Origin of the sequence: Haloarcula rubra (genome assembly GCF_019599465.1) — an archaeon.
In the GTDB taxonomy this organism is placed as follows: Archaea; Halobacteriota; Halobacteria; order Halobacteriales; family Haloarculaceae; genus Haloarcula; species Haloarcula rubra.
Genome location: NZ_RKLR01000012.1, coordinates 74,457 through 97,331 on the forward strand (window position 1 = coordinate 74,457; position 22,875 = coordinate 97,331).

24 protein-coding genes are annotated in these 22,875 nt (G+C 59.2%); 10 read left to right on the top strand and 14 right to left on the bottom strand.

The window, feature by feature from the left end:
* Positions 1 to 164: 164 nt before the first annotated feature.
* The gene (locus tag EGH21_RS20015) at positions 165 to 1,007 is read right to left on the bottom strand and encodes an acyl-[acyl-carrier-protein] thioesterase (RefSeq protein WP_328765729.1); all 843 of its coding nucleotides are present in this window, start codon (positions 1,005 to 1,007) and stop codon (positions 165 to 167) included.
* A gap of 78 nt (positions 1,008 to 1,085) precedes the next feature.
* Here EGH21_RS20015 and EGH21_RS20020 point away from each other — a divergent pair, with 78 nt between their 5' ends.
* From EGH21_RS20020 to EGH21_RS20030, 3 genes are all read left to right on the top strand, one after another.
* Positions 1,086 to 1,853: an enoyl-CoA hydratase/isomerase family protein gene (locus EGH21_RS20020; protein ID WP_220620177.1), complete on the top strand. Its 768-nt coding sequence runs from the start codon at positions 1,086 to 1,088 to the stop codon at positions 1,851 to 1,853.
* Between the two features lie 51 nt (positions 1,854 to 1,904).
* Positions 1,905 to 3,359 (top strand): aldehyde dehydrogenase family protein, encoded by a 1,455-nt coding sequence (locus tag EGH21_RS20025; RefSeq protein WP_220620178.1) that lies wholly within the window; start codon positions 1,905 to 1,907, stop codon positions 3,357 to 3,359.
* Between the two features lie 209 nt (positions 3,360 to 3,568).
* Positions 3,569 to 4,723 carry an acyl-CoA dehydrogenase family protein gene (locus EGH21_RS20030; RefSeq protein ID WP_220620179.1) on the top strand — a complete coding sequence of 385 codons (1,155 nt, stop codon included), beginning with the start codon at positions 3,569 to 3,571 and terminating at the stop codon, positions 4,721 to 4,723.
* On the opposite strand, the gene EGH21_RS20035 is transcribed toward EGH21_RS20030, so the two are convergent.
* From EGH21_RS20035 to EGH21_RS20060, 6 genes are all read right to left on the bottom strand, one after another.
* Complete coding sequence (locus tag EGH21_RS20035; RefSeq protein ID WP_220620180.1) at positions 4,724 to 5,569, bottom strand: enoyl-CoA hydratase/isomerase family protein; 846 nt, start codon at positions 5,567 to 5,569, stop codon at positions 4,724 to 4,726. It lies immediately after the preceding gene.
* A 146-nt stretch (positions 5,570 to 5,715) separates the two neighbouring features.
* The gene (locus EGH21_RS20040) at positions 5,716 to 5,907 is read right to left on the bottom strand and encodes a PaaD-like zinc ribbon domain-containing protein (RefSeq protein WP_236035707.1); all 192 of its coding nucleotides are present in this window, start codon (positions 5,905 to 5,907) and stop codon (positions 5,716 to 5,718) included.
* A 3-nt stretch (positions 5,908 to 5,910) separates the two neighbouring features.
* Positions 5,911 to 6,678 (bottom strand): Phenylacetic acid catabolic protein, encoded by a 768-nt coding sequence (locus EGH21_RS20045; RefSeq protein ID WP_220620181.1) that lies wholly within the window; start codon positions 6,676 to 6,678, stop codon positions 5,911 to 5,913.
* A complete protein-coding gene (locus EGH21_RS20050; protein ID WP_166974589.1) occupies positions 6,675 to 6,887 on the bottom strand; it encodes a phenylacetic acid degradation PaaB family protein in 213 nt (70 codons plus the stop codon). Before EGH21_RS20050 ends, EGH21_RS20045 begins: the two co-directional genes overlap by 4 nt.
* Positions 6,884 to 7,273 (bottom strand): metal-sulfur cluster assembly factor, encoded by a 390-nt coding sequence (locus EGH21_RS20055; RefSeq protein ID WP_220620182.1) that lies wholly within the window; start codon positions 7,271 to 7,273, stop codon positions 6,884 to 6,886. The genes EGH21_RS20050 and EGH21_RS20055 overlap by 4 nt, the downstream gene beginning before the upstream one ends.
* 10 nt (positions 7,274 to 7,283) lie before the next feature.
* Positions 7,284 to 8,159, bottom strand: coding sequence for a Phenylacetic acid catabolic protein (locus tag EGH21_RS20060; RefSeq protein ID WP_236035708.1), 876 nt, complete (start codon positions 8,157 to 8,159; stop codon positions 7,284 to 7,286).
* A gap of 173 nt (positions 8,160 to 8,332) precedes the next feature.
* Here EGH21_RS20060 and EGH21_RS20065 point away from each other — a divergent pair, with 173 nt between their 5' ends.
* Both EGH21_RS20065 and EGH21_RS20070 read left to right on the top strand, forming a co-directional pair.
* Entirely contained in the window at positions 8,333 to 8,812 is a 480-nt protein-coding gene (locus EGH21_RS20065; protein WP_220620184.1) for a GNAT family N-acetyltransferase, read from the top strand.
* Positions 8,813 to 8,814: 2 nt separating this feature from the next.
* Positions 8,815 to 9,099 (top strand): 2Fe-2S iron-sulfur cluster-binding protein, encoded by a 285-nt coding sequence (locus tag EGH21_RS20070; RefSeq protein WP_220620185.1) that lies wholly within the window; start codon positions 8,815 to 8,817, stop codon positions 9,097 to 9,099.
* Between the two features lie 687 nt (positions 9,100 to 9,786).
* Here the strand turns inward: EGH21_RS20070 and EGH21_RS20075 are convergent.
* The 6 genes from EGH21_RS20075 to EGH21_RS20100 all read right to left on the bottom strand — a co-directional run bounded on the left by EGH21_RS20075 (position 9,787) and on the right by EGH21_RS20100 (position 16,407).
* On the bottom strand, positions 9,787 to 11,424 hold the full coding sequence (locus tag EGH21_RS20075; RefSeq protein WP_220620186.1) for an acetate--CoA ligase: 1,638 nt from the start codon (positions 11,422 to 11,424) through the stop codon (positions 9,787 to 9,789).
* An 84-nt stretch (positions 11,425 to 11,508) separates the two neighbouring features.
* Complete coding sequence (locus EGH21_RS20080; RefSeq protein ID WP_220620187.1) at positions 11,509 to 12,285, bottom strand: CoA-transferase subunit beta; 777 nt, start codon at positions 12,283 to 12,285, stop codon at positions 11,509 to 11,511.
* A complete protein-coding gene (locus EGH21_RS20085; RefSeq protein WP_220620188.1) occupies positions 12,275 to 13,171 on the bottom strand; it encodes a CoA transferase subunit A in 897 nt (298 codons plus the stop codon). The genes EGH21_RS20080 and EGH21_RS20085 overlap by 11 nt, the downstream gene beginning before the upstream one ends.
* A gap of 39 nt (positions 13,172 to 13,210) precedes the next feature.
* Entirely contained in the window at positions 13,211 to 14,293 is a 1,083-nt protein-coding gene (locus EGH21_RS20090) for a branched-chain amino acid ABC transporter permease (RefSeq protein ID WP_220620189.1), read from the bottom strand.
* 1 nt (position 14,294) lies between these two features.
* Positions 14,295 to 15,167, bottom strand: coding sequence for a branched-chain amino acid ABC transporter permease (locus EGH21_RS20095; RefSeq protein WP_220620190.1), 873 nt, complete (start codon positions 15,165 to 15,167; stop codon positions 14,295 to 14,297).
* Between the two features lies 1 nt (position 15,168).
* Positions 15,169 to 16,407 (bottom strand): ABC transporter substrate-binding protein, encoded by a 1,239-nt coding sequence (locus tag EGH21_RS20100; protein WP_236035709.1) that lies wholly within the window; start codon positions 16,405 to 16,407, stop codon positions 15,169 to 15,171.
* 121 nt (positions 16,408 to 16,528) lie between these two features.
* Between EGH21_RS20100 and EGH21_RS20105 the strand changes: the two genes are divergently transcribed.
* The 5 genes from EGH21_RS20105 to EGH21_RS20125 all read left to right on the top strand — a co-directional run bounded on the left by EGH21_RS20105 (position 16,529) and on the right by EGH21_RS20125 (position 20,044).
* Complete coding sequence (locus tag EGH21_RS20105; protein WP_220620191.1) at positions 16,529 to 17,287, top strand: ABC transporter ATP-binding protein; 759 nt, start codon at positions 16,529 to 16,531, stop codon at positions 17,285 to 17,287.
* Positions 17,284 to 18,012, top strand: coding sequence for an ABC transporter ATP-binding protein (locus EGH21_RS20110; RefSeq protein ID WP_220620192.1), 729 nt, complete (start codon positions 17,284 to 17,286; stop codon positions 18,010 to 18,012). Before EGH21_RS20105 ends, EGH21_RS20110 begins: the two co-directional genes overlap by 4 nt.
* A gap of 95 nt (positions 18,013 to 18,107) precedes the next feature.
* Entirely contained in the window at positions 18,108 to 18,839 is a 732-nt protein-coding gene (locus EGH21_RS20115) for an enoyl-CoA hydratase/isomerase family protein (RefSeq protein ID WP_220620193.1), read from the top strand.
* Between the two features lie 85 nt (positions 18,840 to 18,924).
* Positions 18,925 to 19,533 carry a GNAT family N-acetyltransferase gene (locus tag EGH21_RS20120; RefSeq protein ID WP_220620194.1) on the top strand — a complete coding sequence of 203 codons (609 nt, stop codon included), beginning with the start codon at positions 18,925 to 18,927 and terminating at the stop codon, positions 19,531 to 19,533.
* A 109-nt stretch (positions 19,534 to 19,642) separates the two neighbouring features.
* Positions 19,643 to 20,044, top strand: coding sequence for a universal stress protein (locus EGH21_RS20125; protein ID WP_220620195.1), 402 nt, complete (start codon positions 19,643 to 19,645; stop codon positions 20,042 to 20,044).
* 531 nt (positions 20,045 to 20,575) lie between these two features.
* Here the strand turns inward: EGH21_RS20125 and fdhF are convergent.
* A partial coding sequence (gene fdhF / locus EGH21_RS20130) for a formate dehydrogenase subunit alpha (protein ID WP_220620196.1) occupies positions 20,576 to 22,875 on the bottom strand: 2,300 nt, incomplete at its 5' end.

The window sequence follows — 22,875 nt, forward strand, 5'->3', positions numbered from 1 at the left end:
CACGTTAGATGATGACGGGCGACTATAAGATACGGGGGTCCGGAGAGTGGCACTGCGCAGATAGCGTCGAAAGCGAAGCGAACGGGTACCCCCTTTTCAAAAATCCCGACTGCCTCGTCAGAGCGAACGACTAACTAGAACTGCTCGGAGTACGGTCGAACCATTCACTCATCGCTGAACAGTGCACGCATCTGGGGAGTGAACGAGATCGGGTTGCCCGACTCGTCGAAACTCCCGTACTCGGAGACTCCCTCGATACTTACGCGGCCGTCACTCTTGAATTGGTGTTTGATTCGGAGAGTATCTTCGGTGACGCATCGAACGTCCGATTCGATTGTGAGCGTCGACTCGTACTGGACGGGGGAGACAAACTCCCAGCGCCAGTCGCGCAGACGGAACGGTTTGCAGTCCTCGCTCATCGTCTCGAGATTCGTTTCCGCCGACTCGATGAAGCGTTCGAGCGCCACGTCGGCAAAGCGCGGATACTCTTCGAAGTATGCGAGTTCAGAGCCTTCGATATGGGGGCCTCGGACATCGAACGATGCTGAGAACGATGGCCAATCTCCGTCATCGTCCGCCCCACGTGGGCCGACTTCGGGGGCGGTATCTTCGAGTGCCTCCTGGAACCGATTCCGGGTTTCCTCAGGAAGTGGGTCCGCACCGCCGTCCGGAGCGATGGTGACGTGCGTGAGTCGTGCCGTTGCGAGACGGTCACCGTCGCCATCAGCCATCTCGTAGCACAACTCGACGCTACTCTCACCGACCGATATCGGCGTCGTCTCGACAGTCACCGTATCGCGAAATCTGGGATAGCGATAGACAGTCGTCGCAGCGACGACGGGCGCGTAGGGGATGCCGCCAGCATCGACGATGTCCTCGAACGCGTGGCCGAATGCTTCGGTAATGACTTGCGTCGAGATAAGTTCCCAGTCGAAGAACCGTGCCCCGTGAACGAGTGGCCCAGCGAGTTCACCAAACCGAACGTCGTGTGTATCGATAGTTCGCACACTAGGTGAGGTGTGTGACAAGTATTAAAAACGTCTCGGCCCGGCTGGTTTTATATCGCTTCGAGCAGCACATCGTGTATGGTTCGAGTCGAGAAAGCCGACCGCGTACACACACTCTCTTTCGACCGCCCAGAAACGAAAAACTCCTTTACTGTCGACGCGGCGAACGAACTCGTTGACGCACTGGAGACTGCTGAGAGCGAGGACTCTCGAGCGGTGGTCGTCACGGGTGACGGCGATGCGTTCTGTGCTGGTGGCGACATCGATGCGATGGCCGACCGTGACGAGACGCCTAAGGAGGCCTACGAACGTCTCCAGTCGACACTCAACACCGTCATCGAGCGCATCCTAACGGCGCCGTTCCCCGTCATCGCGAAAATCAACGGCGACGCCGTCGGTGCAGGAACGAACATCTCGGCCGCGTGTGACTTTGCCTACGCCGACAGTGAGGCCCGCTTCGGCGAAGTGTTTGGCAACGTCGGGCTGATTCCTGACTCGGGCGGCACGTTTCTGCTCCCGGCACTGGTCGGCCTCCGGACGGCGAAGGAACTGACGATGACTGGCCGACTGTTCGACGCCGAGGAGGCAGCGGCGATGGACCTAATCAATCGCGCGGTCGCTGAAGATGAACTCGACGAGTCCGTCGAGGAACTGCTAGACACACTCGACCGAAAGCCCACCGAGACACTCGGGCTGACGAAGCGCGGTATCCACGAGAACATCGGCCGGCCGTTCCGTGACGCACTGGAGCGAGAAGCCTACCTGCAAACCCTTGCTTACGGGAGCGAGGCGCACGAAATCGGGGTGAACGCGTTTTTACAGGACGAGCGACCCGACTTCCGGTAAGCAGGCGTGGAGGCAAGTTTTTTTATAGACGTGTATGATAGTCAACCACGTATGAGCTACGACGGTCCGACAGAGCTGTATATCGACGGTGAATGGACGGCAGCGGAGAACGGCGAAACGATAGATACGGTCGATCCAGCGACCGAAGAGACGTATGCGACGGTGGCCTGCGCCTCGGCCGAAGACGTCAGTCACGCGGTGGCCGCAGCGGACGCGGCCGCCGAGCGCGGGTCGGAGTGGCGGACGATGAGCCCGAGCGAGCGCGGTGCGCACCTCCGTGCGATGGCCGACGAGATAGAGTCGATGGCCGACGAGATCGGCCTCGTCGAATCCCACGACAACGGTAAGACGCCGTTCGAGGCCAGCCTCGACATCGACATGGTCGTCGACACGTTCCGTTACTACGCCGGCTGGGCGGACAAACTGACGGGCGAGACTATCCCTGTTCCCGGCAACCGACTCGACTACACCCTGCAGGAACCACTCGGTGTCACCGCGCACATCGCGCCGTGGAACTATCCCTTCCAGCTCGCGGGTCGCAGCCTCGCACCCGCGCTCGCGTGCGGTAACACAGCTGTTCTCAAGCCCTCGAACACGACGCCGTTGACCGCACTCTACTACGCGAAGGCCGCCGAAGCGGCTGGTCTCCCCGACGGCGTACTAAACGTCGTTCCGGGCACGGGCTCTGAAGCTGGGAGCGCGCTCGTCTCCGAACCCGCGGTCGACCATGTCGCCTTCACCGGTAGTACCGGCGTCGGGAAGCACATCATGTCCGAAGCCGCGGACAACGTGACCGGCGTCACGCTGGAACTGGGCGGGAAAGGACCGAACATGGTCTTCCCCGACGCCGATCTCGAAGCCGCGTCGAAGGGCGTCCACTACGGCATCTTCATGAACTGCGGCCAGATGTGCTGGGCTGGGTCGCGCCTGCTCGTCCACGAGGACATCCACGACGAAGTCGTCGAGCGGGTCGTGAACCGCGCAGAGGCGACGCCGCTGGGTAGCGGTATCGACGACGACGGGCGGATGGGTCCCGCAGTGAGCGAGAGTCACCGCGAAGAGGTGCTCGACTACATCCAGACCGGTATCGACGAGGGTGCGACGGTCGCGACCGGCGGCGGTATTCCCGAGGACAAAGAGCAGGGATACTTCATCGAACCGACGGTGTTCACTGACGTGACGAACGACATGACCATCGCACGCGAGGAAATCTTCGGTCCGGTTCTCTCGGTTATCGAGTTCAGTGACGACGAGGAGGCCATCGAAATCGCGAACGACTCCCCGTTCGGCCTGAGCGCGGGCATCTGGACGAACAATATCAACCGCGCCCACGACACGGCAGCACGCTTGGACTACGGGATGGTCAGCATCAACGAGTACCCACAGACGTTCCCACAAACGCCGTTCGGTGGATTCAAAGAGAGCGGCGTCGGTCGCGAACAGGGGACCGAGGCTATCAAAGAGTACACGCAAGCGAAGAACGTCAACGTCAACATCGACCGGTAACGGACGTCCCGTCCCACGACCGGCTTTTTCGCCACTCTCTGGAACTAGGGTTGTCGCGACTAACGTCGCGAATCCCCGAGCCCTCAGTACTTCCCGATGTACCTGTGGGCGTAACGGGGTGGGAGTTTCACCTCCTGAATAGAGTTGTCGACCGTACAACCCACAGCGGACCGCGAAATCTTAATACGTCAGGGCCGAGGTGAACCTGTATGCAGCTTCTAGAACGATCGCTGTCAGAGGAGCACCGTGAGATTAGAGACCGCGCCGACGAGTTCGCGCGCGATGTCGTCGAACCACGTGCAGAGGAGATCGAATCGAACGACGAGTTCCCGCGAGACGTCATCGAGGCCGCCGGCGATGCTGGTCTCCTCGGCATCCTCCTGCCGGAGGAGTACGGTGGGCTGGACTCTGACTTCGTCTCGTACGCGCTCGCAGTCGAACGAGTCGCGCGCGCGAGCGGTGCAGTCGCCGAGACTATACAGGGCCACACCTTCGCCGCACTCCCGATCGCACGTCACGGCACGGAGGCACAGAAAGAACAGTGGCTCCCGGAGATGGTGGCAGGCGAATCCGTCGGGGCGATGTTGCTCACGGAGCCCGGGGCGGGGAGTTCGCCGACAGAACTCGAGACAGTCGCCGAAGAGAGTGACGAAGGGTACCGCCTAACGGGCGAGAAGTCCTTCGGGACGAACGCCGGCGTCGCCGACGTCCATCTCGTCGTCGGGCGCAAGCAACCGCAGCCCTCGGATTCCCACGGAGTCAGCGTCTTCCTCGTGCCGTCGATAGACGACACAGACGGGTTCGTGTTCGACCGGGCGGAGTTCATGGGGATGCGCGGACACGTCACCGGCGATTCGACACTCGAAGGCGTCGACGTCGATTCGGACGCACTCCTCGGCGAGGTTGGACAGGGCTTCCGCATTGCGATGGGGACCATCGACATGGCGAGGACGGGACTCGGAGCCATCGGGACCGGTATCGCGAAAGCCGCGTACGATGACGCCGTCGATTACGCGAGCGAACGTCGACAGGGTGGCAACGCTATCGGAGAGTATCAGGCCGTGCAGGTACTCGTTGCGAAGATGGGCACGCGACTCGACGCGGCACGGCATCTCGTCTACGAGTCGGCCGCGACCATCGCTGACGAGGGTGGGAACACGCGAAAGTCGAGTCAGGCGAAGTACTACGCGAGTGACGTCGCAGAGTTCGTCACGCGCAACGCGATGCAGATCTACGGCGGCAAGGGGTACCGGACGGACTACCCGCTCGAACGGTACTTCCGTGACGCAAAAATACTGAGTTTGATCGGTGGGACCACCGAGATTCAACAGACGACCGTCGCGACTGAATCGCTCTCGCTGTAGTTAGTCGTCCGACGTGGGCTCGGGAGCGTCCTTCTCGCCGATTTCGACACCGACGAAGTCCGGTTCTCGATCCTCGAGGAACGCGTCGACGCCTTCTTTCGCGGAGTCCGATCCAAGCAGCGCGTTCTGAAGTTCGCGCTCGTGGGAGAGCGCGTCCCAGAGCGGCATTTCGAGACCCTCGTTGACGGCGAGCTTGTTGTGGCCGACGGCACCAGCGGGCTTCTCGACGATCTCCTCGGCGAACTCGAAAACGGCGTCCTCAACGTCTTCCGGCGGGTGGATTTCGTCGAAGATGTCCTTCTCGTAGGCCTCCTGCGGCGTGAGTTCCTCGCCGGTGATCATCATGCGGAGTGCGTCCGAGCGGTTGATGTACCGGGGCAGGAGCTGCGTCCCTGCCTCGCCGGCGATCAGGCCAAGGTGGACTTCGGGCATCCCGACACGGTAGTTGTCGTCATCGCCGACGAATCGGAAGTCGCAGGCGAGGGCCAGTTCGAGGCCACCACCCATGCAGTGCCCGTCGACAGCGGCGATGAAGATCGTGTCCGTCGTCCGCATCTTCATGATGATCTCCTTCGAGGTCTGGCTGGCGTAGCCGATTTGGTGGGCTTCCTCTGTCTGGAGGTCGTTGATGTCGAACCCGGTCGAGAAGATGTCCTCGTTGGCGCTCCCGAAGACGCACACACGGACGTCGTCGTCGAACCGAACACCTTCGACGGCGCGCTGCAGTTCGAGCAGGACGTCGATGTTGTGGGCGTTCACAGGCGGCCGGTCGATCCGGAGGATACCGACGTGGTTCTCTACTTCAGTCTGGAAGTACTCTAGGTCTAGCTGGTCGAATGACTCCATTGTCCATTATCGAAAACTCATGCATAGGATATAAACTTTTTGGGAAGGGTGAGACAGACGATTCGAACCAGACTGTGCTCTTGGAGCTTGATAGCCCCGATAGCACAGTAGGTGCTCTATGCGCACACGCCGTTCACAGTCGCGGACTACCGCCCGTCGTCGGGTGACTTCCCGTCGTACTTGAGCCGCTCGAACATCGTGTTGCAGCCGTGGCAGTAGTACTGGCTCTTGGATATCTCCGACCCGAACGCGGATTCCTGTTCCGTATCTCGCGACCCACAGAACGGGCACTCTGGGTGTTTCTCCAGATCCTGTTCGTTGTTCATGGATGCACTCATGGGTCAGGCTCGTGCGAACTCAGCGTTCTTGACGCCGGTCAACGCGTCGACCAGTTCGGAGCTGATGTGTCCCTCGCCGACGCGGCGGCGCTTGCTGTCCCATTCGTCCGAGTCGGGTACGTCCCAGTCGGCCACCGAGATGTCGACGTCGGTGTCCTCGAAGATCGACTCGTACTGCGCTTTGAACCCCTCACGGACGTCGACGGCCGACCTGTCAGTGAAACCCGACTGTACGAGTGGGTCCGAGTCGGCGTCGAGCGTTGCCGGCCCGATGAACGCGAGTACGCCCGGGACCGCCGCTTCGAGTGCGGCTTCGACCTCTTCGGTGTTCTCGTCGGCGTGACGTTCGAGGCTGCCGTCCAGGTGTTCCAAGTGGAAGTACTCGTCCTGCCCGATGCGCTCGCCGAGACCAGTGAAGTCCTCGTGGACGATTGAGTCGATGAGATACCAGGCGGCACGCTCAGTCAAATCTGCGACCGTGACGAACTCGACCCACGAGTCGAATTCGTCATCGAGACAGGCGGCGTTAGCGAACTTCTCGGGCGGTCGATCACCTTGCAACCACGAGAGCGCGCGACCGTGGTTGGAGAGCTTCTCGAACAGTTGTCGGACGTGGCCGATCTCGTCCTGGGCAGCACTCGCGCCCGCGATGTCGTCCTCCAAGACCGGACCTGAAAGCATCCACTCCGTGTACCGGTGTGAGAGTATCAGCTTCGTGTCCGCGATCGCTTGTACGTACTCTACCGCGTCGTCACTCCAGTTCTCAGTCATTGTGTGCTCCTGGGCGGTGATTCCGCCTTCTGCTTGCCCGCTACTTCGACAATCTCGGCCCTTGGGACGGCGATCATCCGGTCCCAGTCCTCTTCATCGAACGTCGTCCGTGCGTACGTCTTCACGATCTTGTCGTCCGGTGCGTCCACGTTGCCGACGTGGATCAGTTCCTCTCCTGGTCTAATGCGTGCAAATACTTCGTATTTCATAGTGCAATCCCCGATTCTCGCAGTTTCTCGCGCGCCTCGTCGTCCAGCATGTCTTTGGTCCACACAGGATCCCAGACTACGTCGATTTCGACGTCGGTGATCCCGTCCATCGTCCGGAGGCATCCCCGAATGTCGTCGTGGATGAACTCGTACGCTGGACACCCCATGCAGGGGAACGATACGTCGACCTGGGCAACTCCGTCTCTGTCCACGTCGACATCGTATATCATAGCCATCTCGACCAGACTCAGCGGAATGTGTGGGTCCGGTATCTCGTCGAGGTTCGCCCAGACTGCCTGTTCCAGTTCGGACTCGGTACCGTCAGGACCGATGTCGAACGGACCGAATCCCATCTCGTCAATTTCCGTCTTCGAACTCTTGCTCATAGTACTGCAGTTAGGGCATCACGTCGACTTTGCCAGACTGGATCAGGTTGACGTACTTCTCGTTCGCTGGTCCGCGTGCCCGCCAACGGTCGATGACGTCGTCCCACGAGATCGGCTCGTCGAAGAGCCACTCTTTGTTCTCTTCGTCGAACGCGACCGGGAACTCGTAGTCGATGACGTACTCGTCGGCGTCCTCGTCGTAGTGTGCGGGGAACTCGATGTCGATCTCGTTGAGGAAGGGGACCGTCCGGTCCAACCAGTCCTGCCGAAGTTCGTCGTTCGATTTCCCCTTGATACGGTATTCGAGCTGGTCGTCGTGACGCTTCTTGTCGTCAGGGAGCCCAAACCATTCCAGCGCGATCGGGAACATCCAGTCGACGGCTTCCTGGACCTTTGCTTTGGTCGTCTCGTTCTTGTTGGAGAGGCGGCGCATCCACGTCTCACCGTGGCGGAGGTGGAACTGCTCCTCTTTAGACACCTTCGTCAGTGCGCGTTTCCACGGAGCGTAGGACGTGTTCTCGTGGATGTCCCCTAGGAGAGTGATTCCTGCACGATCGAACAGACCGTGGGCGCAGACGAGTTCGGCGAAGTTGTCGATGTGCTGGTCGAAGCCGTACGTGTTGCGGAACTCGTGCGGTTCTCGGTTGAAGATCAGGTCCTCTCGGTCCTCACCAAGGTCCTCCAGCAGGCGGTAAGCGATGTGGCCGTGACCGAGTTCGTCCTGAATGACGCTCACGCACGAGGCCCGGGCGTCGAGGCTCGGAGCGTTGAGTGACTGCTCGTAGTACGCTGGGGCACTCATCAATTCGGTGTCGGCCGAAACCATCAGTATCTGCTTCAGCGCCTTCTTGTATCCTTCAGTCATCTCCTCTTCCGACTCGACCATCTTCCCGTTCTGTAGCTGTTCTTTAAACTCTTCTTCGGAGAGTGTGGCTGGGTCTACGGACATTTCGATACAATACCACATTCGACCGATGACGTATAAGCCTTTCCCAGAGTCTGACGAATCATCCGTAGCGAGGAGGGAATTTTTTATCTAAGGGGTTTCTATAGGGGGTTATGGAAGCCGAGATTAGACAAGCCGAGAAAGCAGATGGTACCGAACTTATCGAACTCTGGCACGGTTTCACCGATTACCTCTCGAATTACGACGATCGATACCAACACAAAGACGAGGCTGACGAACGCTGGCTGCAGTACTTCGAGAATCAGCTTCTCGATTCGAAGTACGGGACCGTTTTCGTCGCCGAATTAGACGACAATCTCGTCGGCGTCCTCGAGGTGCGAGTTGTCGGTGACCATCCGATATTCCGTCTGCAAGATCACGGGTACATCAACGGCCACTTCGTGTTAGAGGAACATCGTGAATCAGGTATCGGACAGCAACTACTCGAGGCAGCTGCCGACTGGCTCCGAGACCATCCGCGAGGGATCGATTTCTGTCGCGTCGACGTAATCGAGGGCGACGACCAGGGCATGTCGATCTACGAAGAACTCGACTTCGAACCAATCGAACACGTCTACGAGTGCGAGCTATAACGATGGTTACGACGCATACAGTCGAGTTCGTCGATCTGGAACGGTCGATAGAGGTCCCCGAAACGCAGACTATACTCGAAGCAGCTGACGAGGCAGGCCTCGAATTGCCGTACCAGTGCCGAATGGGCGTCTGCGGTGTCTGTAGTGCGCTTCTTCTCGAGGAAGGAGAGGTCCAGCAAACGGAGGCGATGTTCCTCTCTGCCAAGGAAAAAGAAGAGGGGTATGTGCTGACCTGTGTCGCCAAGCCTCGCTCAGACCTGAAGCTCAGGTCTAACGAGGGTCCGTAGGAGTTCCTTCTCCCACATTGTGATCTCGAACCAGAGCTACCGGGAAGGTTCTGCAGCCAATATGTTTACAGTAATCGTAAACACCATCTATGTACAATGCAACTGCATGCCGCGCCCCTCGAGATCAGATACTGAGATACCAAATGTGCGAGGTATGGGTGGGTCGAAAACGAACGGGAAATATAAAATTTGTTATAAAAACACCCAGCCTAGCTGAAGTGTCTCATACTACCAGGAAGAGATAACACATGTACTCCCATTATGAAGAGCGTGGTACGACTACACATTCTCTTGGTTTTCGAAACACTGCTATCGCGGTCGAATAGAATTCGCCATAACACATGTACAGTAGTTATGGGAGTGAGGTCATAATTCAGTCTCGTCCAGTTACCGTATGGTAGAGTCAGCACTGATTCCTGCCATCGAAAAGATACTGAAATATCAATGATTCTCACGTTGTAGTTAAACCCTATTCTTGACGATTTATAATGTAAACGTTCCTGTTTTCACTCTCTGTAAATGATGGGAGATAATCACTTCTAAGGCCACAGCGGCACATCTGGCCGAGACACTCGGCACTGACGAATGTGCCCACTAATTATCGATACGGATGCCAATCGAAAAGGAAGGTTTGTACCACGATACCGCAATCGTGCCACCCTGCGCTAGACCGGTACAGCCTCGTCGTTACGCAGTCTGTTCTCGCTCTCGAAGCTTTGTTCGCTGAATTTTGCCCGTCTCTGTGCGTGGCAGTTCGTTAAGGAACTGAATTGCTCGTGGATACTTGTAGGGTGCGAGTGTGTTCTTGACATGGTTCTGGAGTTCTGTGACGAGTTCCTCACTTCCCTCGTAGTCCTCGTGGAGAACGATGTACGCTTTCACGATCTCACCGCGTTCCTCGTCGGGGGCGCCGATGACGGCTACCTCCTGAACGGATTCTCGTTCTTCAAGAACCATCTCAACTTCTGGGCCGGGAATGTTGTAGCCGCTGGAGATGATGAGGTCATCTTCGCGGGACTGGTACTCAAACCGACCGTCCTCGCGCTGGACGAAGATGTCGCCAGGGAAACTCCAGCCGTCTTCGACAGCTTCCTTTTGTTTTTCGGGACGGTTCCAGTACGTAATGCCCGTCGGGCCCCGAACAGCAAGTTGACCAGACCGGCCACGTTCCAGTTCTTCGCCTGTCTCAGGGTCGACGATTTTGGCCTCGTAGCCCGGGACGGCGAACCCTGTCGCACTGGGATCGACGTCATCGGTGTGGCGGTGAGAAATGAAGATGTGGAGCATCTCCGTCGTGCCGATGCCGTCGAGAATATCGATACCGTACTTCTCGTTGATTTCGTCGAACGTGTGGGGTGCCAGCGGTTCACCGGCACTAAGCCCAAGTCGGAGAGAACTCACATCGTATTCTTCGTGTCCCTCGGGGAACTTCGAGAGAATCTGGTTGTACGCGGTCGGGACAGAGCAGAACACGCTGATTCCGTGGTCCTCGATAGCCTCGAGGAGCGTCTCCGGTGTCGCGTCCTGGACTAAACTGGTCGTGGCACCGAATCGGAGGGGGAACGTGACGAGGTCCCCGTATCCATACGCAAACGGGAGTGGGGGATTCCCCCCGAAGACATCGTCCTCCGTCGGTTCGATGCAGTATCGGGCGTATCCGTCGGCCGTCGCAAGAATATCAGAGTGGGAGTGCACGGCGCCTTTCGGGCGGCCGGTCGTCCCACTGGTATACAGCATCAGCCCGAGGTCTGTCGCTTCCGTGTCGTGGGACTCCAGATCCTCGCTCGCATCCTCGATGAGTGCCCCGTAGCTCGGGTGGTCGTGTTCGATACCGACGTCGTCGGCTACGACAATCTCCTCGACGCAGTCGACGGCATCTACGGCATCTTCGAGTTCATCCAACAGATCGTCGTAGACGATTGCGACCTTGATTTTGGCGTCGTCGAGGATATGTGTAAGTTCTTTAGCTCGCAGTAGTTTCATCGAGGGCTGTGGAATCGCCCCGATTTTCTGGACGGCCAGACAGGAGACGATAGCTTCCGGTCGGTTCGGGAACCGCACAAGCACCCGGTCTCCCGGTTCGATCCCAAGGTTTTGCAAAGCGTTCCCGAATCGGTTGACCTTCTTTTGGAGGTCATTATATGTGATTTCTCGATCTCGGAACCGAATGGCAACGTTGTCCCCGCGGCCTTCTTCGACGTGCTTGTCGACTAGCTCCTCCGCTACGTTGATATGGGACGGGTAGTCAGTCTCGGGGAGCGCGTTGACTGGTTCCGGGCCGTACGCTGCGTCGGGTAGACATGACTCGGGTACGTTCTGCTGCATCTCTCAGTCAGATAATGAGGAACATCATATTTGTTTGTTTCGGTAATTGACACCATTTATCAGAGACGTTACCTGAAGGGCAATTCAACGGGTCCAGAAGCCGTCAGGGTCGAATTTTCGAATCAAGTCCAGCACCGTCTGCGACGGCGGGTCGGTTCGTCCCACAGCGTCGCCGGTTACGTCTTTAGCAGTTCTGAGGTCCCACGGAAAGTCGTCGACGATATCGTCAAGATCGACACCCGGATGGACCGACTCGACGTACATCTCCCCGTCGTCATCGAAGCTGAACGTGGCCTTCGTCGTGACGAGCGTTTCCGGACCGCCACCCGCCACCGAATTACGTTCACGCCAATCGCCACCTTCACCGTGGCCGGGGCTCGTGTTGTACGTCACGTTCTGCACGAACCGACGCGGTTCGTGGGGCATCAGAATCACTGTCCGTTGGGATAGACAAGCGATATCGCAGGCACCGCCGCTCCCTGGAAGTCGGATCTGACGCGACCCCGATGAAACGCGGGTCGTGTTCAGGTTCCCGTACCGGTCAATCTCCGCGCCGCCGAGGAAGCCGACGTCGATATCACCTCGCTGGAGGCGCGACATGATGTCTATCATGCTCGTCGTCGAGACAGCATGATCGAGGTTCGGAAGGTCACACATCGTATGGAGGAATCCGTCCGCCGGGTCATCGCGTACGACGCCGCTTTCGAACACAGAGAGTGCGTTCGTGGCGTGCGTGCTAACCGCGACCTGAAACGCGATGAGCGGCAACCGCATCCCGACGAATGCGACGTCACCGTCGTCGATTTCACGTGCCGCAGCAGCGACCATCAGTTCCCGGTCCGTGTATGCCTCACTTTCCATACTCCACCTCCGCGGCCACAGTCGGTTCAGAGACGCTGAGGTTGCGCTCGATTTTTTCCATGTACGTCGTCCGATCCGGAACGGAATAGACCCACTCTTCTAGCCAGTCCGCGGCGTCCGCCAAGTCGTTCGTTCGCTCGGCGTAGTCGACGTAATACTCGTTGTCTCGGTTGTACCGGCCCGCGAGTGGAGACGGGTGGGCGCCGTATGGGACTTCCGCGACCGTAGTCACTGACTCTCTGGTTATTGCGGTTCGGCTGGGGTCGCTCTTTATAACGTCGGAGTCGACGATTTCCTCGGCGACGACAAGCGTGTTCTTCGCAGCCTTGACTCCCTCGAACGTCACTCCGGAGTTGCCCCAGAAGTGAGCGTCGCCATATGGCGACGCCCGCTGGACGTGTACGATCGCCCAGTCCGGCCGGATGGCTGGAACGAGAGCCAATCGGTCACCCGAGTATGGGTCTTCGGCCTCACGAAAACGATCGCTCTCGTCGAAGATATCACTCCCTAGCAACGACCGCGTCGGGAGATACGGAACGCCCATCGCGGCGGCCTTCAGCGACAGCGCGATGCTGAAGTTCGAGTGATTCTCAACCTCGAGGTCACCGTCTTCGACGGCCCGTCTGAAGTTGTAGCCGGTACCAGCGCTAACGTTGCCGACCCACGCGGCCCGAACTCTGTCAACCAGGTCTGCGGCCACCAACTGATCGAACAGGAGGTCACTGATAGGGCCGATCAGTGTCAGGTCGTCGGTCCCCTGACGTATCAGTTCGTGCCCAGCGGCGAACGGAATCGCGTGTTCGAGGGCGAGTCCCATCGCGATGGAACTCCCCGGTTCGATCATCTCGATTGCTGCAGAAAGGTCTCGTACCTTTGTGTCTGGCATACAATCCCAAACTCTGCCGTCGGATATAAAATGTAGGGGTTAGGAGAAGACCTTCTCTCTGTAGGTCACCAGTGCGCTCCGCACCCTGCTCAACAAGACTTTCGGGTGGGGGTTCGACCGGACCGTCTGGAAGATACCGGCTAGTCCACGCGGCGCAAAAATGACGATGACGATGTAGACGATACCGAGGTAAATCTCCCAGTTGCCGATGGCCGATAGCGAATCTTCGAGGAACACGACGAGGAAAGCACCGGCTATCGGCCCCCAGAGCGTCCCCATCCCTCCCAGCAGTGTCATCACGATCAGTTCACCGCTGGTCGTCCAGTGGAGCATCGACGTGGTGGCGGTACTATTGAACGGCACCCAGAGGCCGCCCGCCAGTCCTGCCATCGCACCGCTTATCGTGAACGCAACGATCTTGTACCGGTCCACGTTGTAGCCGATGAACGCGACGCGGTCCTCGTTCTCGCGGATAGCCTGTAGCACGCGGCCGAACGGCGAGTTGGCGAGTCGAGTGACCAATGCCAACATCCCCGCGAGTATCACGAGCGCGAGGTAATAGTACGACATGAGCGAACCGGTGTCCATCCCAAATAGCGTCAGTGAGGTGATGCCGACGAGGCCGTTGTCTCCGTTTGTCACGGCGTCAACGCCGAGCAACATAGCCGGGATGTCGTTGAACGCTATCGTGTAGAACAGCTGGGCGAACGCCAGCGTGAGCATGGCGAAGTAGATGCCACGTGCAGAGACGCTCAACCACCCAATAATCGCCGCAACAATTGCTCCGATGATAACCGCCGCCGGCAAGACCAGTAGTGCACTGGAGGTCACATTCTGTATCAACAGCGCAGCAGCGTAGCCGCCGGCTCCGAACATGGCCGCGTGGCCGAACGAGAGCAGCCCGGCATACCCGAAGACGAAATCCAGACTGAGTGCGAACAGCGCGAAGATGAACATATGTGTCACGAGGTCCATCCAAAACGGGTGAATCATCTGTGCCACCGGAGCGAACAGCACAGCGACAACGCCCGCGACGAACAGGCCGAGTCGGACTCGACCGCTGAGGACGTCTGTCTCGGCGTGTGCGGAGAAGTGCCGACCGACGATGTCCTTGACACTCATCTCACGTCGCCTCCGGGTTGCCGAACAGCCCAGCCGGTTTTACGAGCAAGACAGCCGCCATCAACAGGTACAGGAGCGCGTCGGTAAACTGCGGCGCGAATGTCGGCCCGAACGCATTGAGCATCCCGACGATGAACGCGCCGACGACGGCGCCACGATAACTCCCGAGCCCTCCGATGACGACGATGGCGAACGCCTGGATGATGATGCTCGCAGCCATCCCCGGGTCAACCGCTTGGGAAGTTCCGAGGAGAACGCCTGCCAATCCGGCGAGCACCGAACCGAGGACGAATACGGCAGTGAACACCCGCTTGACGTCCGTCCCGAGGGCGTTCACCATCTCCGAGTCGTGCGCGCTTGCGCGCATGACGATACCGAAGTCACTCTGGCGAATCGCCAGCCACAGGGCGGCCGTGACAGCGATGCTCACACCCAGCAGGAACAGCCGAAACAGTGGGTACGAGAACAACACCAGGTCCACCGATCCGTCGAGGAGCGCAGGAGTCGAAATGTTCTGCACCTGTCCACCCCAGATCTCTGTCACCAACCCGTGTAGCATGATGGCGAACCCGAACGTCAGGAGGATGTGATAGAGCGGGTTCCGACCATAGAGAGGGCGTATCGAGAAGTATTCGATGAGGCCCCCGAGGAGACCAACCAGTAACGGTGCGATCAAGAGTGCTGCCCACCAGTTTCCGGTCACCGAGACGACAGTGAGGCCAAAGTACGCCCCGAGCATGTATAGCGACCCGTGCGCGAAGTTGATGACATCCATCATGCCGAATATCAGCGTCAGCCCCACAGTGACAAGTACGAGCGTCATGCCCATCTCGACGCCGAGCAGCGCGGTTTTCGCTATTCCGTCAAGGACCATGTTACAGGCTGCACCCCCACGTTGGGCCTTCGACTTGCGACAGCGTTTCGACCACTTCGTTCTGGACGCCACCACCGTCCGCTTCGACGACTTGGCGGACATCCATGTCCATAATCGGATCGTGCGTACTAGATTTGAATTTGAAGTAGCCGCGCGGACTGTCCAGTTCCTTCCCGGCGAGGCCACTGGCCATACTGTCGGTATCGGTGCCACCTGCTTCCTTGACGGCCATCTCGGCTGCGAGCCCAGAGTCGTATCCTTGACACGCGTACACGTTCGGGGTCGTATCGTACTGTCCCGAATACGCCTCCACAAACGCCTGATTGCGGTCGGACTGCTTCGTCGGTGTGTAGTGCAAGAGGGAGTACATCCCGAGAGCCGCCTTCCCCTGTGCCGGAAGCGTGTCCGCCGACAAGAGGAATCCGCTTCCGGTCTGTGTCATCTTCTCATTGAGCCCGAAAGAGCTGAACTGCTTGATGTAGTTCACGGCGTCACTCCCGGCGAAGAACGAGAACACGGCGTCGGCCCCGCTGTTCTCTATCTCCTGGAGGAACGACGAGTAGTCGGATGTCCCGAGTGGTGCGCCGATCTCGTCAACGACCGTTCCACCGGCCTCTTCGAACGCCTCCTGAAAGAGGTTCTTCGACTGCTGCCCGAATGTGTAGTTCGCGTACGAGAGGACGACGTTGTCCGCGATGTTGTCCTTGACGTAGGAGGCGAGCGGTGCGCTCGTCTGCCATGTGTTGAACGAGGTACGGAAATGATACCTCGTGCAGTTGTCCTGTACGAGTTTGTAGTTACCCGCGTTGGCGTTCAGCCAGATGGCGCTACCGGCGCTAGCTATCTCGGGTTTCATCGCGCCCGCGACGGCACTGGAGACCGGCCCGACGATGAAATCGACGTTCTCCGACTGGAGGAACTCCTGTGTGATAGACGCCCCCGTCGCCGGGTCTGCGCCGGTGTCCTGTCGGATATATTCGACCGTCCGCCCGTCGATTTCACCACCCAACTGCTGGTCGAGACGGAGTTTTACCCCGTTGACGATACTCTCGCCCAGGAACGAGTACGTCCCGGAGAAGGGCAGCACGAATCCGATCTTGACCGTGTCTGACCCCCCACCACCACCGCCGCCGAGACAACCAGCAATCGAAGCTCCCGCGACAGCGCCGCTTCCTGCAAGGAACTTCCGACGACTGTACTGCTCGCTACGCTTCTCGTGGGGCATGCTCTCTGATGGCATACGGTGACCGACGCATACTGCACAAATATATGTTATGGTTCCATTAAGCGTCGGGACGGTTGCTGTATCTGAGTTTACAGACAGAGTTAGATTTTTATATGCGTAAGGACCTGTTGTTGGTATGGCAACGCCTCTCGTGGCGTTGGACAGTGTCTCGAAAGAGTTCGGGAAGATCCGAGCTGTGGACGATGTCACCCTCGACATTCGTGAAGATGAGGTGACTGCCGTCATTGGCCCCAACGGGGCTGGCAAGACGACGCTGTTCAATCTGATTACCGGCCGATATGGGCTGACAGATGGACGTATTGAATTGCGCGGGAACCGAATAGACGGGCTTGAACCTCAGGAGATCGTCCAGCAGGGGCTCGCGCGTTCGTTCCAAATAACGAACTTCTTCCCCGACCTGACCGCGCTCGAAAACATCCGACTGGCGGCTCAGGCACAGCGATCTGACCTGTCACCGAGTGCCTTGCTTCGGCATCACGACAACGAACCGGGGCCGCGTGACGCGGCTATGGACGTGCTGAAACGGCTCGACCTCCTCGACATCGCACGAGAACCGGCCAGTTCGCTCGCCCACGGGCAGCAACGCCACCTCGAAATCGGCATCGCACTCGCCTGTGATCCGGACATTCTCGTGATGGACGAACCAACTGCGGGAATGAGCCCCGATGAGACCGTTGAGACGCGCGAACTCGTCGAGGATCTCGCCGAGGACATCACCATCGTCATCGTCGAACACGACATGGACGTCGTCATGCGTGTCGCGGACCGGCTCGCTGTGATGGAGAACGGGTCGTTACTCACCGCCGGGCCACCAGAAACCGTAAAGAAAGACGAGCGTGTCCAACAGGCGTATCTCGGAGGAGAGACAGCATGACGGTACTCGAAGTAGACGGTGTCGACACGTACTACGGACCGAGCCACGTCCTCCACGACGTCTCGTTAGACATCAACGAGGGCGAGATAGTCGCCCTCATCGGCCGTAACGGTGCCGGGAAGACCACCACGCTTCGGACGATAATGGGTGTCACGCCACCGAAAAACGGATCAGTCCGTCTCCACGGAGACGACGTTCAGGGCCTCCCACCCAACCAGATTCGGCGACGCGGAATCTCTTGGACACCCGAGGACCGACGCGTCTTCCCCGACCTGACTGTCGCCGAGAACCTCCAGATCGCCAACCGAGTCAAAGCCGACAACGAAGAATCCAACCGTGGCACGACGTTCAGTATTGAGGACGTCTACGACAGTTTCGATCGTCTTGACGAACGACGGGGCCAGCGGGCGGGCACGATGAGTGGCGGCGAACAGCAGATGCTAGCCATCGCTCGGTCGCTCGTCGGTCCACCAGTCGAAGTGCTGGCACTCGACGAGCCGTCAGAAGGCCTTGCACCACAGATCGTCGACGACGTAAGCGATATGATCGAACAGTTGAACGAGCGAGGGATGACGATACTCCTCGTCGAACAGAACGCGCACTTGGCCCTAGAATTAGCGGATAGGGCGTACGTACTCGAGACGGGACACATCGAACTGACGGCACCCGCTGACGAGTTACTGGACGATCAGGACGTGCTCGAAACGTATCTCGGAGTTCGATAACCGTGACTCCAGACCTGACCGACGGGGAGACTCGACGATACCACGAGGATGTTCGGGCCGACATCGACACCGACACCGGCGTCGCGTGGCTCGTGATGGAAGCCGATGAGAACGACGTGAACGCGTTCACCGCAACGAGCGTCGACGCACTCACCGAGGCGGTGACTGATTTACGGGACGACGTGCGGTGTCTCGTCCTCTACGGAGAGAGCGATTTCTCTGTCGGAGCAAACCTGGCTGACGTACAGAACACGCCACAGGAACTCCGACCAGCCAAAATAGACAATACGGCTGCGGCGTCGAACCGGTTCATCCAAGCACTTCGATCGCTTGATGCGCCGGTCGTCGCCGCTATTGTGGGGACTGCCGCCGGTGGCGGCCTCGGGTTCGCCCTCGCTTGTGACATGGTCGTTATGCACGAGCCGGCGTCGTTGGACACAGCGTACGCACGTATCGGTCTCACCCCCGACAATGCGACACCCTTCTTCCTCACGCGTGCGGTCGGCCCGTATCAGGCCCGCGACCTTCTCTTCGATCCACGACCGATATCCGCCTCCGAAGCGAAGAGTCTCGGCATAACAGATCGTATTGTTACCGGGTCACACACAGATTTCCTTGCCGAGATATCCGAATTAGCGAATCGGCTCGCAAGGGGACCGACGGACGTATACGGGAAAATCAAGACACTGGTCGACAGCGCGTTCCAATCACAACTCGACGACCATCTCGAACTGGAGCGAGACATGATCCGCACGGCGAGCGAGTCGGACGTCTTCAACGAAGGGCTCAATGCGTTTGTCGAGAAGCGAGACCCCGAGTGGGACTGACGGGTTCATTCTCCCGACTCTGACCAGTTCCCAGCCGATGAGATTCGGGACAATTTATTCACCATCGGTAATGGTATATGTTCACATGAACGAAAACGTCGCGGAAACGAATTCGGCCTGTACCGGATGGGATAACTCTTCGTGTGAGGGGACCGAATACTGTCCGCCGCGCTGTCCTCGCTTCGTCGACAAGGAAGGCGTCCCCCGAATCGCTCGTCGCTTCGAGCCAGCGGACTTCGACGCCGTCGTCGACATGTACGACGGCCTCGACAGCTACAGTCGAACGCAGGGAATTCCGCCAGCCACGCGGTCACAGATAAAAAAATGGATCTCGTCGCTCGTTGAGAACGGTTTGAATCTCGTGGTCGAAGACGACAGCCGAATCATCGGCCACGCTGCGGCCGTTCCCGCGTCTGCGTCCGCGCCCGAGCTCGTCATCTTTCTCCATCAGTCCGCCAGAAACAGGGGTATCGGTTCGGAATTGCTCAAACATCTCATCGCACACGCCGACGACCAGGGCCGCGACGGACTAACGCTCAACGTCTCGTGTGGAAACAGCCGAGCGATTACCGTCTACGAGAATATCGGGTTCGACGAGATTGAGCGCACCAAGACCGACATCGAAATGGAACTGTCGATGGACGAACCTATCGTCGACCGCGTCCAACTGTTTCCCGCCCAGCGAGATGGGTAGCACAGGGATTCGACTATCCCGTCTCCCTGCCCGACGATCAATAGGTCAGACCAACAGACGACCAGCACCACACGGTGGTTATATGAATGTTTGGCGAGAAAAGCGCCGTATGTTCCGAGAGCTGATCGCATTAGACACACCGCTCCCGCAGGCCAACGCTCAGATTGCCGCAGTCGAGGACAGGGTTCAGTCTGGACAAGAGTTTGATGCATATCTCTTACACGTCTTCGGCGACAATCCAGAGGGCGCGTCAGTCGGTCAGGTCGAAGCGGTCCGGGAAGCAAAAGAGCGTCTCGAAGACCTCGGCGTTGATGTCGAGCTATTAGAGTCGAGCGGATCCCCAGCAGATGAGATACTCGTCTACGCCGAAGAGTACGACGTCGACCAGATTTGCGTCGGTGGACGAAAGCGAAGTCCCACCGGTAAAGCGCTGTTCGGGAGCGTTACCCAGGAAGTCATTCTCGGGACAAATCGACCCGTACTCGTCTGTGGCGGTGCGATGGAGGAGTAGGACGCGTTCGATACCGGCTTTCCAGCGATAGAAGCGCGTGAGGACGCAAAAGAAGCGGAACGAGCCGTTGAAACTGCTGCAGAATGGATCCGCTTCACGGAGTTCCGATCGAGATCAAAGACCTCCTCGGAGTATAGAGGGGATTCAGCATGCGAAGGGTGCAAAACCACTTGAGAATGTCGTCGCCGTAATACTTCGATAGCGTCCAGTATTTAAAGAATGCCGGAGCGATCGTTGTCGGAAAAACAAACATCACAGAATTTGGTCGTAAAAGACAAACTGATAATCTACCTTGATTCGTCGGAATTATTCTTGAGCCCTCCATTCGGTATCACGTCCACAAGAGCGAATCACACGTGGTTTTGCTAGACAACATCAGTAGTTATGAATACATTTATTGGAATGTCATTAGCCCATAGTGCTGCTAAGTCTGGTCTATTGAAGGGTGAATCCGAAAACTGCTCGTGTCTGAGCTGAGGTTATCGTCCCGAATGGGATTTCAAACAATCTCACATTATCGACTTGCTGATCTCAGTCGTCGCCGGCCACGCTACCCGCTCCGGCATCGGGCGTCCGGAGGACGGCTTCGTCCGTCTCCGGGCCGAGCGGTTCCAGCCGGACGCTCGACACCTTGTACTCCGGAATCCCTGCCGTGGGGTCGAACGTCTCCCCGGTGAGTTTGTTCACCGCGCCGGCGGCGAAGTGCATCGGGATGAACAGCGTTCCCGGACCGACGCGGTCGGTGACCTGTGCTTTGACGACGATGGACCCCCGGCGGGACTCTACCCGGACGTATTCGCCGTCGGCGACGCCCAACTGCTCGGCCGTGTCGGGGTGAATCTCCACGAAGCTCTCGCCGACGTGGCTCATCAGCCCTTCGACGCGCCGCGTAATCTGGCCCGTGTGCCAGTGATACAGCACGCGCCCCGACGTCAGCGTCAACGGGAACTCCTCGTCCGGGACTTCACCGGGATGGCCGCCGTCCGCGGGAACGAACCTAGCCTTCCCGTCGTCGTGGTTGAAGTTCCCCTCCTCGTAGTCGTAGAGGTACGGCGTCCCTGCGTGGTCCTCGTCCCAGCAGGGCCACTGCAGCCCGTGTTCCTCGCCCGATTCGAGGCGCTCGTACGTGACGCCGCCGTAGATGGGTGCCAGCGAGTTGATCTCGTCCATCACCTCGCGCGGGTGGTCGTAGTCCCAGTCGTAGCCCAGACGGTTCGCCAGCGCCTGCGTAATCTCCCAGTCCTGCCGGGCCTCACCCGGCGGCTCCGCCGTCGGTCGCACCCGCTGGACCCGTCGCTCGGTGTTCGTGAACGTGCCGTGTTTCTCCGGCGAGGTGGCCGCCGGCAGAATCACGTCGGCGTGGTCGGCCGTCTCCGTCATGAAGATGTCCTGCACGACGAGGAACTCCAGGTCTTCGAGCGCCTCGGCGGCGTGCTGGATGTCCGGTTCCGACAACGCCGGGTTCTCCCCGACGACGTACATCCCGCGGAGGTTCCCCTCGTGGGCCTCGGCCAGCATCTCCGGCACTTTCAGCCCGGGTTCCTCGGGCGGGCGCTCGCCCCACACGTCGGCGAACTTCTCGCCCACCTCGTCGTCGGCCGGGTCCTGATACCCCGGGAGACTTCCGGGGAGAGTCCCCATGTCGCCCCCGCCGCCCTGTACGTTGTTCTGTCCCCGGAACGGCGAGAGTCCCGCACCGGGCTTGCCGAGTTGGCCGAGCAACAGCGCGAGGTCGGCCATCGCCAGCAGGTTCTCGGTGCCGTGGGACTGCTGGGTCATGCCCATCGCCCAGCCGAAGACGACGGTGTCGGCCTCGGCCAGCGTCTCGGCGGCCGACGCCAGCTCGTCCGGTGAGACGCCGGCCAACTCCTCGACTTTCTCCGGCGTGAACGCCTGCACCTTCTCCTTCAGGTCCTCGAAGTTCTTCGTGTTGCGTTCGATGAACTCCGTATCCTGTAAGTCGTGTTCGATGATGTAGCGCATCAGGCCGTTGAGCCACGCCACGTCGTACCCCGGATTGGTGCGGGTGTACTGGTCGGCGTGTTCGGCGATGCCGACCTCCCGTGGGTCGAACACGACGAGGTCGGCCCCGTCGCGGACGTTCTGTTTGATGCGCGTCGCGAGCACTGGGTGCGATTCTGTCGTATTGGACCCGCTGATGAGATAGGCGTCGGCCTCGCCGACGTCCTCGTTGATGCGGTTGGTCATCGCCCCGTACCCCACGGTCTGCTGGAGCGCCGCCACCGTCGAGGAGTGACACAGGCGCGCGCAGTTGTCGATGTTCTTCGTGCCCAGCACCTGTCGGGCGAACTTCTGGACGAGGTACGCTTCTTCGTTGCTCCCTTTCGAGGAGGCGAGACAGCCGAGTGCGTCGATACCGTGTTCGTCCTGAATCTCGGTGAGGCGGTCGGCGACGTAGTCCAGCGCCTCGTCCCAACTCGCTGGCTCTAACTCGCCGTCGTCGTTCCGAATCAGCGGTTCGGTCACGCGCTTCTCGCTGTTGGCGAACTCGTGGCCGAACTTCCCTTTCACGCAGGTGGAGAAGTTGTTGGCCGGCGCCGTATCGGGGTCGTCGACGGGGACGACGCCCAGCGACTCGCCGTCTTTGCCCCACATCTCAAACCGACACCCGACAGCACAGAACCCACAGGTCGTCTCCTGCTTGTCGATTTTCGAGAGGCGATAGTCGCTAACTTTGTTCGCTACGTCGAACAGACGGCCCTCGGGGAGCGTGTTCGCGGCGATGCCCTCCGCCGTGTGTTCGGCGGCGAGGAACGCCTCGTTACCGAACTGCTTGGCGAGGTCACCGGCGTTGCGTTTGGCCTTCGAGA

Bases quoted from the DNA above. Each gene is read 5' to 3' on its own strand.
- EGH21_RS20020 (WP_220620177.1), top strand. From the start codon at position 1,086: ATGGTTCGAGTCGAGAAAGCCGACCGCGTACACACACTCTCTTTCGAC.
- EGH21_RS20025 (WP_220620178.1), top strand. From the start codon at position 1,905: ATGAGCTACGACGGTCCGACAGAGCTGTATATCGACGGTGAATGGACG.
- EGH21_RS20030 (WP_220620179.1), top strand. From the start codon at position 3,569: ATGCAGCTTCTAGAACGATCGCTGTCAGAGGAGCACCGTGAGATTAGA.
- EGH21_RS20035 (WP_220620180.1), bottom strand. From the start codon at position 5,569: ATGGAGTCATTCGACCAGCTAGACCTAGAGTACTTCCAGACTGAAGTA.
- EGH21_RS20040 (WP_236035707.1), bottom strand. From the start codon at position 5,907: ATGAGTGCATCCATGAACAACGAACAGGATCTGGAGAAACACCCAGAG.
- EGH21_RS20045 (WP_220620181.1), bottom strand. From the start codon at position 6,678: ATGACTGAGAACTGGAGTGACGACGCGGTAGAGTACGTACAAGCGATC.
- EGH21_RS20050 (WP_166974589.1), bottom strand. From the start codon at position 6,887: ATGAAATACGAAGTATTTGCACGCATTAGACCAGGAGAGGAACTGATC.
- EGH21_RS20055 (WP_220620182.1), bottom strand. From the start codon at position 7,273: ATGAGCAAGAGTTCGAAGACGGAAATTGACGAGATGGGATTCGGTCCG.
- EGH21_RS20060 (WP_236035708.1), bottom strand. From the start codon at position 8,159: ATGGTCGAGTCGGAAGAGGAGATGACTGAAGGATACAAGAAGGCGCTG.
- EGH21_RS20065 (WP_220620184.1), top strand. From the start codon at position 8,333: ATGGAAGCCGAGATTAGACAAGCCGAGAAAGCAGATGGTACCGAACTT.
- EGH21_RS20070 (WP_220620185.1), top strand. From the start codon at position 8,815: ATGGTTACGACGCATACAGTCGAGTTCGTCGATCTGGAACGGTCGATA.
- EGH21_RS20075 (WP_220620186.1), bottom strand. From the start codon at position 11,424: ATGCAGCAGAACGTACCCGAGTCATGTCTACCCGACGCAGCGTACGGC.
- EGH21_RS20080 (WP_220620187.1), bottom strand. From the start codon at position 12,285: ATGGAAAGTGAGGCATACACGGACCGGGAACTGATGGTCGCTGCTGCG.
- EGH21_RS20085 (WP_220620188.1), bottom strand. From the start codon at position 13,171: ATGCCAGACACAAAGGTACGAGACCTTTCTGCAGCAATCGAGATGATC.
- EGH21_RS20090 (WP_220620189.1), bottom strand. From the start codon at position 14,293: ATGAGTGTCAAGGACATCGTCGGTCGGCACTTCTCCGCACACGCCGAG.
- EGH21_RS20095 (WP_220620190.1), bottom strand. From the start codon at position 15,167: ATGGTCCTTGACGGAATAGCGAAAACCGCGCTGCTCGGCGTCGAGATG.
- EGH21_RS20100 (WP_236035709.1), bottom strand. From the start codon at position 16,407: ATGCCATCAGAGAGCATGCCCCACGAGAAGCGTAGCGAGCAGTACAGT.
- EGH21_RS20105 (WP_220620191.1), top strand. From the start codon at position 16,529: ATGGCAACGCCTCTCGTGGCGTTGGACAGTGTCTCGAAAGAGTTCGGG.
- EGH21_RS20110 (WP_220620192.1), top strand. From the start codon at position 17,284: ATGACGGTACTCGAAGTAGACGGTGTCGACACGTACTACGGACCGAGC.
- EGH21_RS20115 (WP_220620193.1), top strand. From the start codon at position 18,108: ATGGAAGCCGATGAGAACGACGTGAACGCGTTCACCGCAACGAGCGTC.
- EGH21_RS20120 (WP_220620194.1), top strand. From the start codon at position 18,925: ATGAACGAAAACGTCGCGGAAACGAATTCGGCCTGTACCGGATGGGAT.
- EGH21_RS20125 (WP_220620195.1), top strand. From the start codon at position 19,643: ATGTTCCGAGAGCTGATCGCATTAGACACACCGCTCCCGCAGGCCAAC.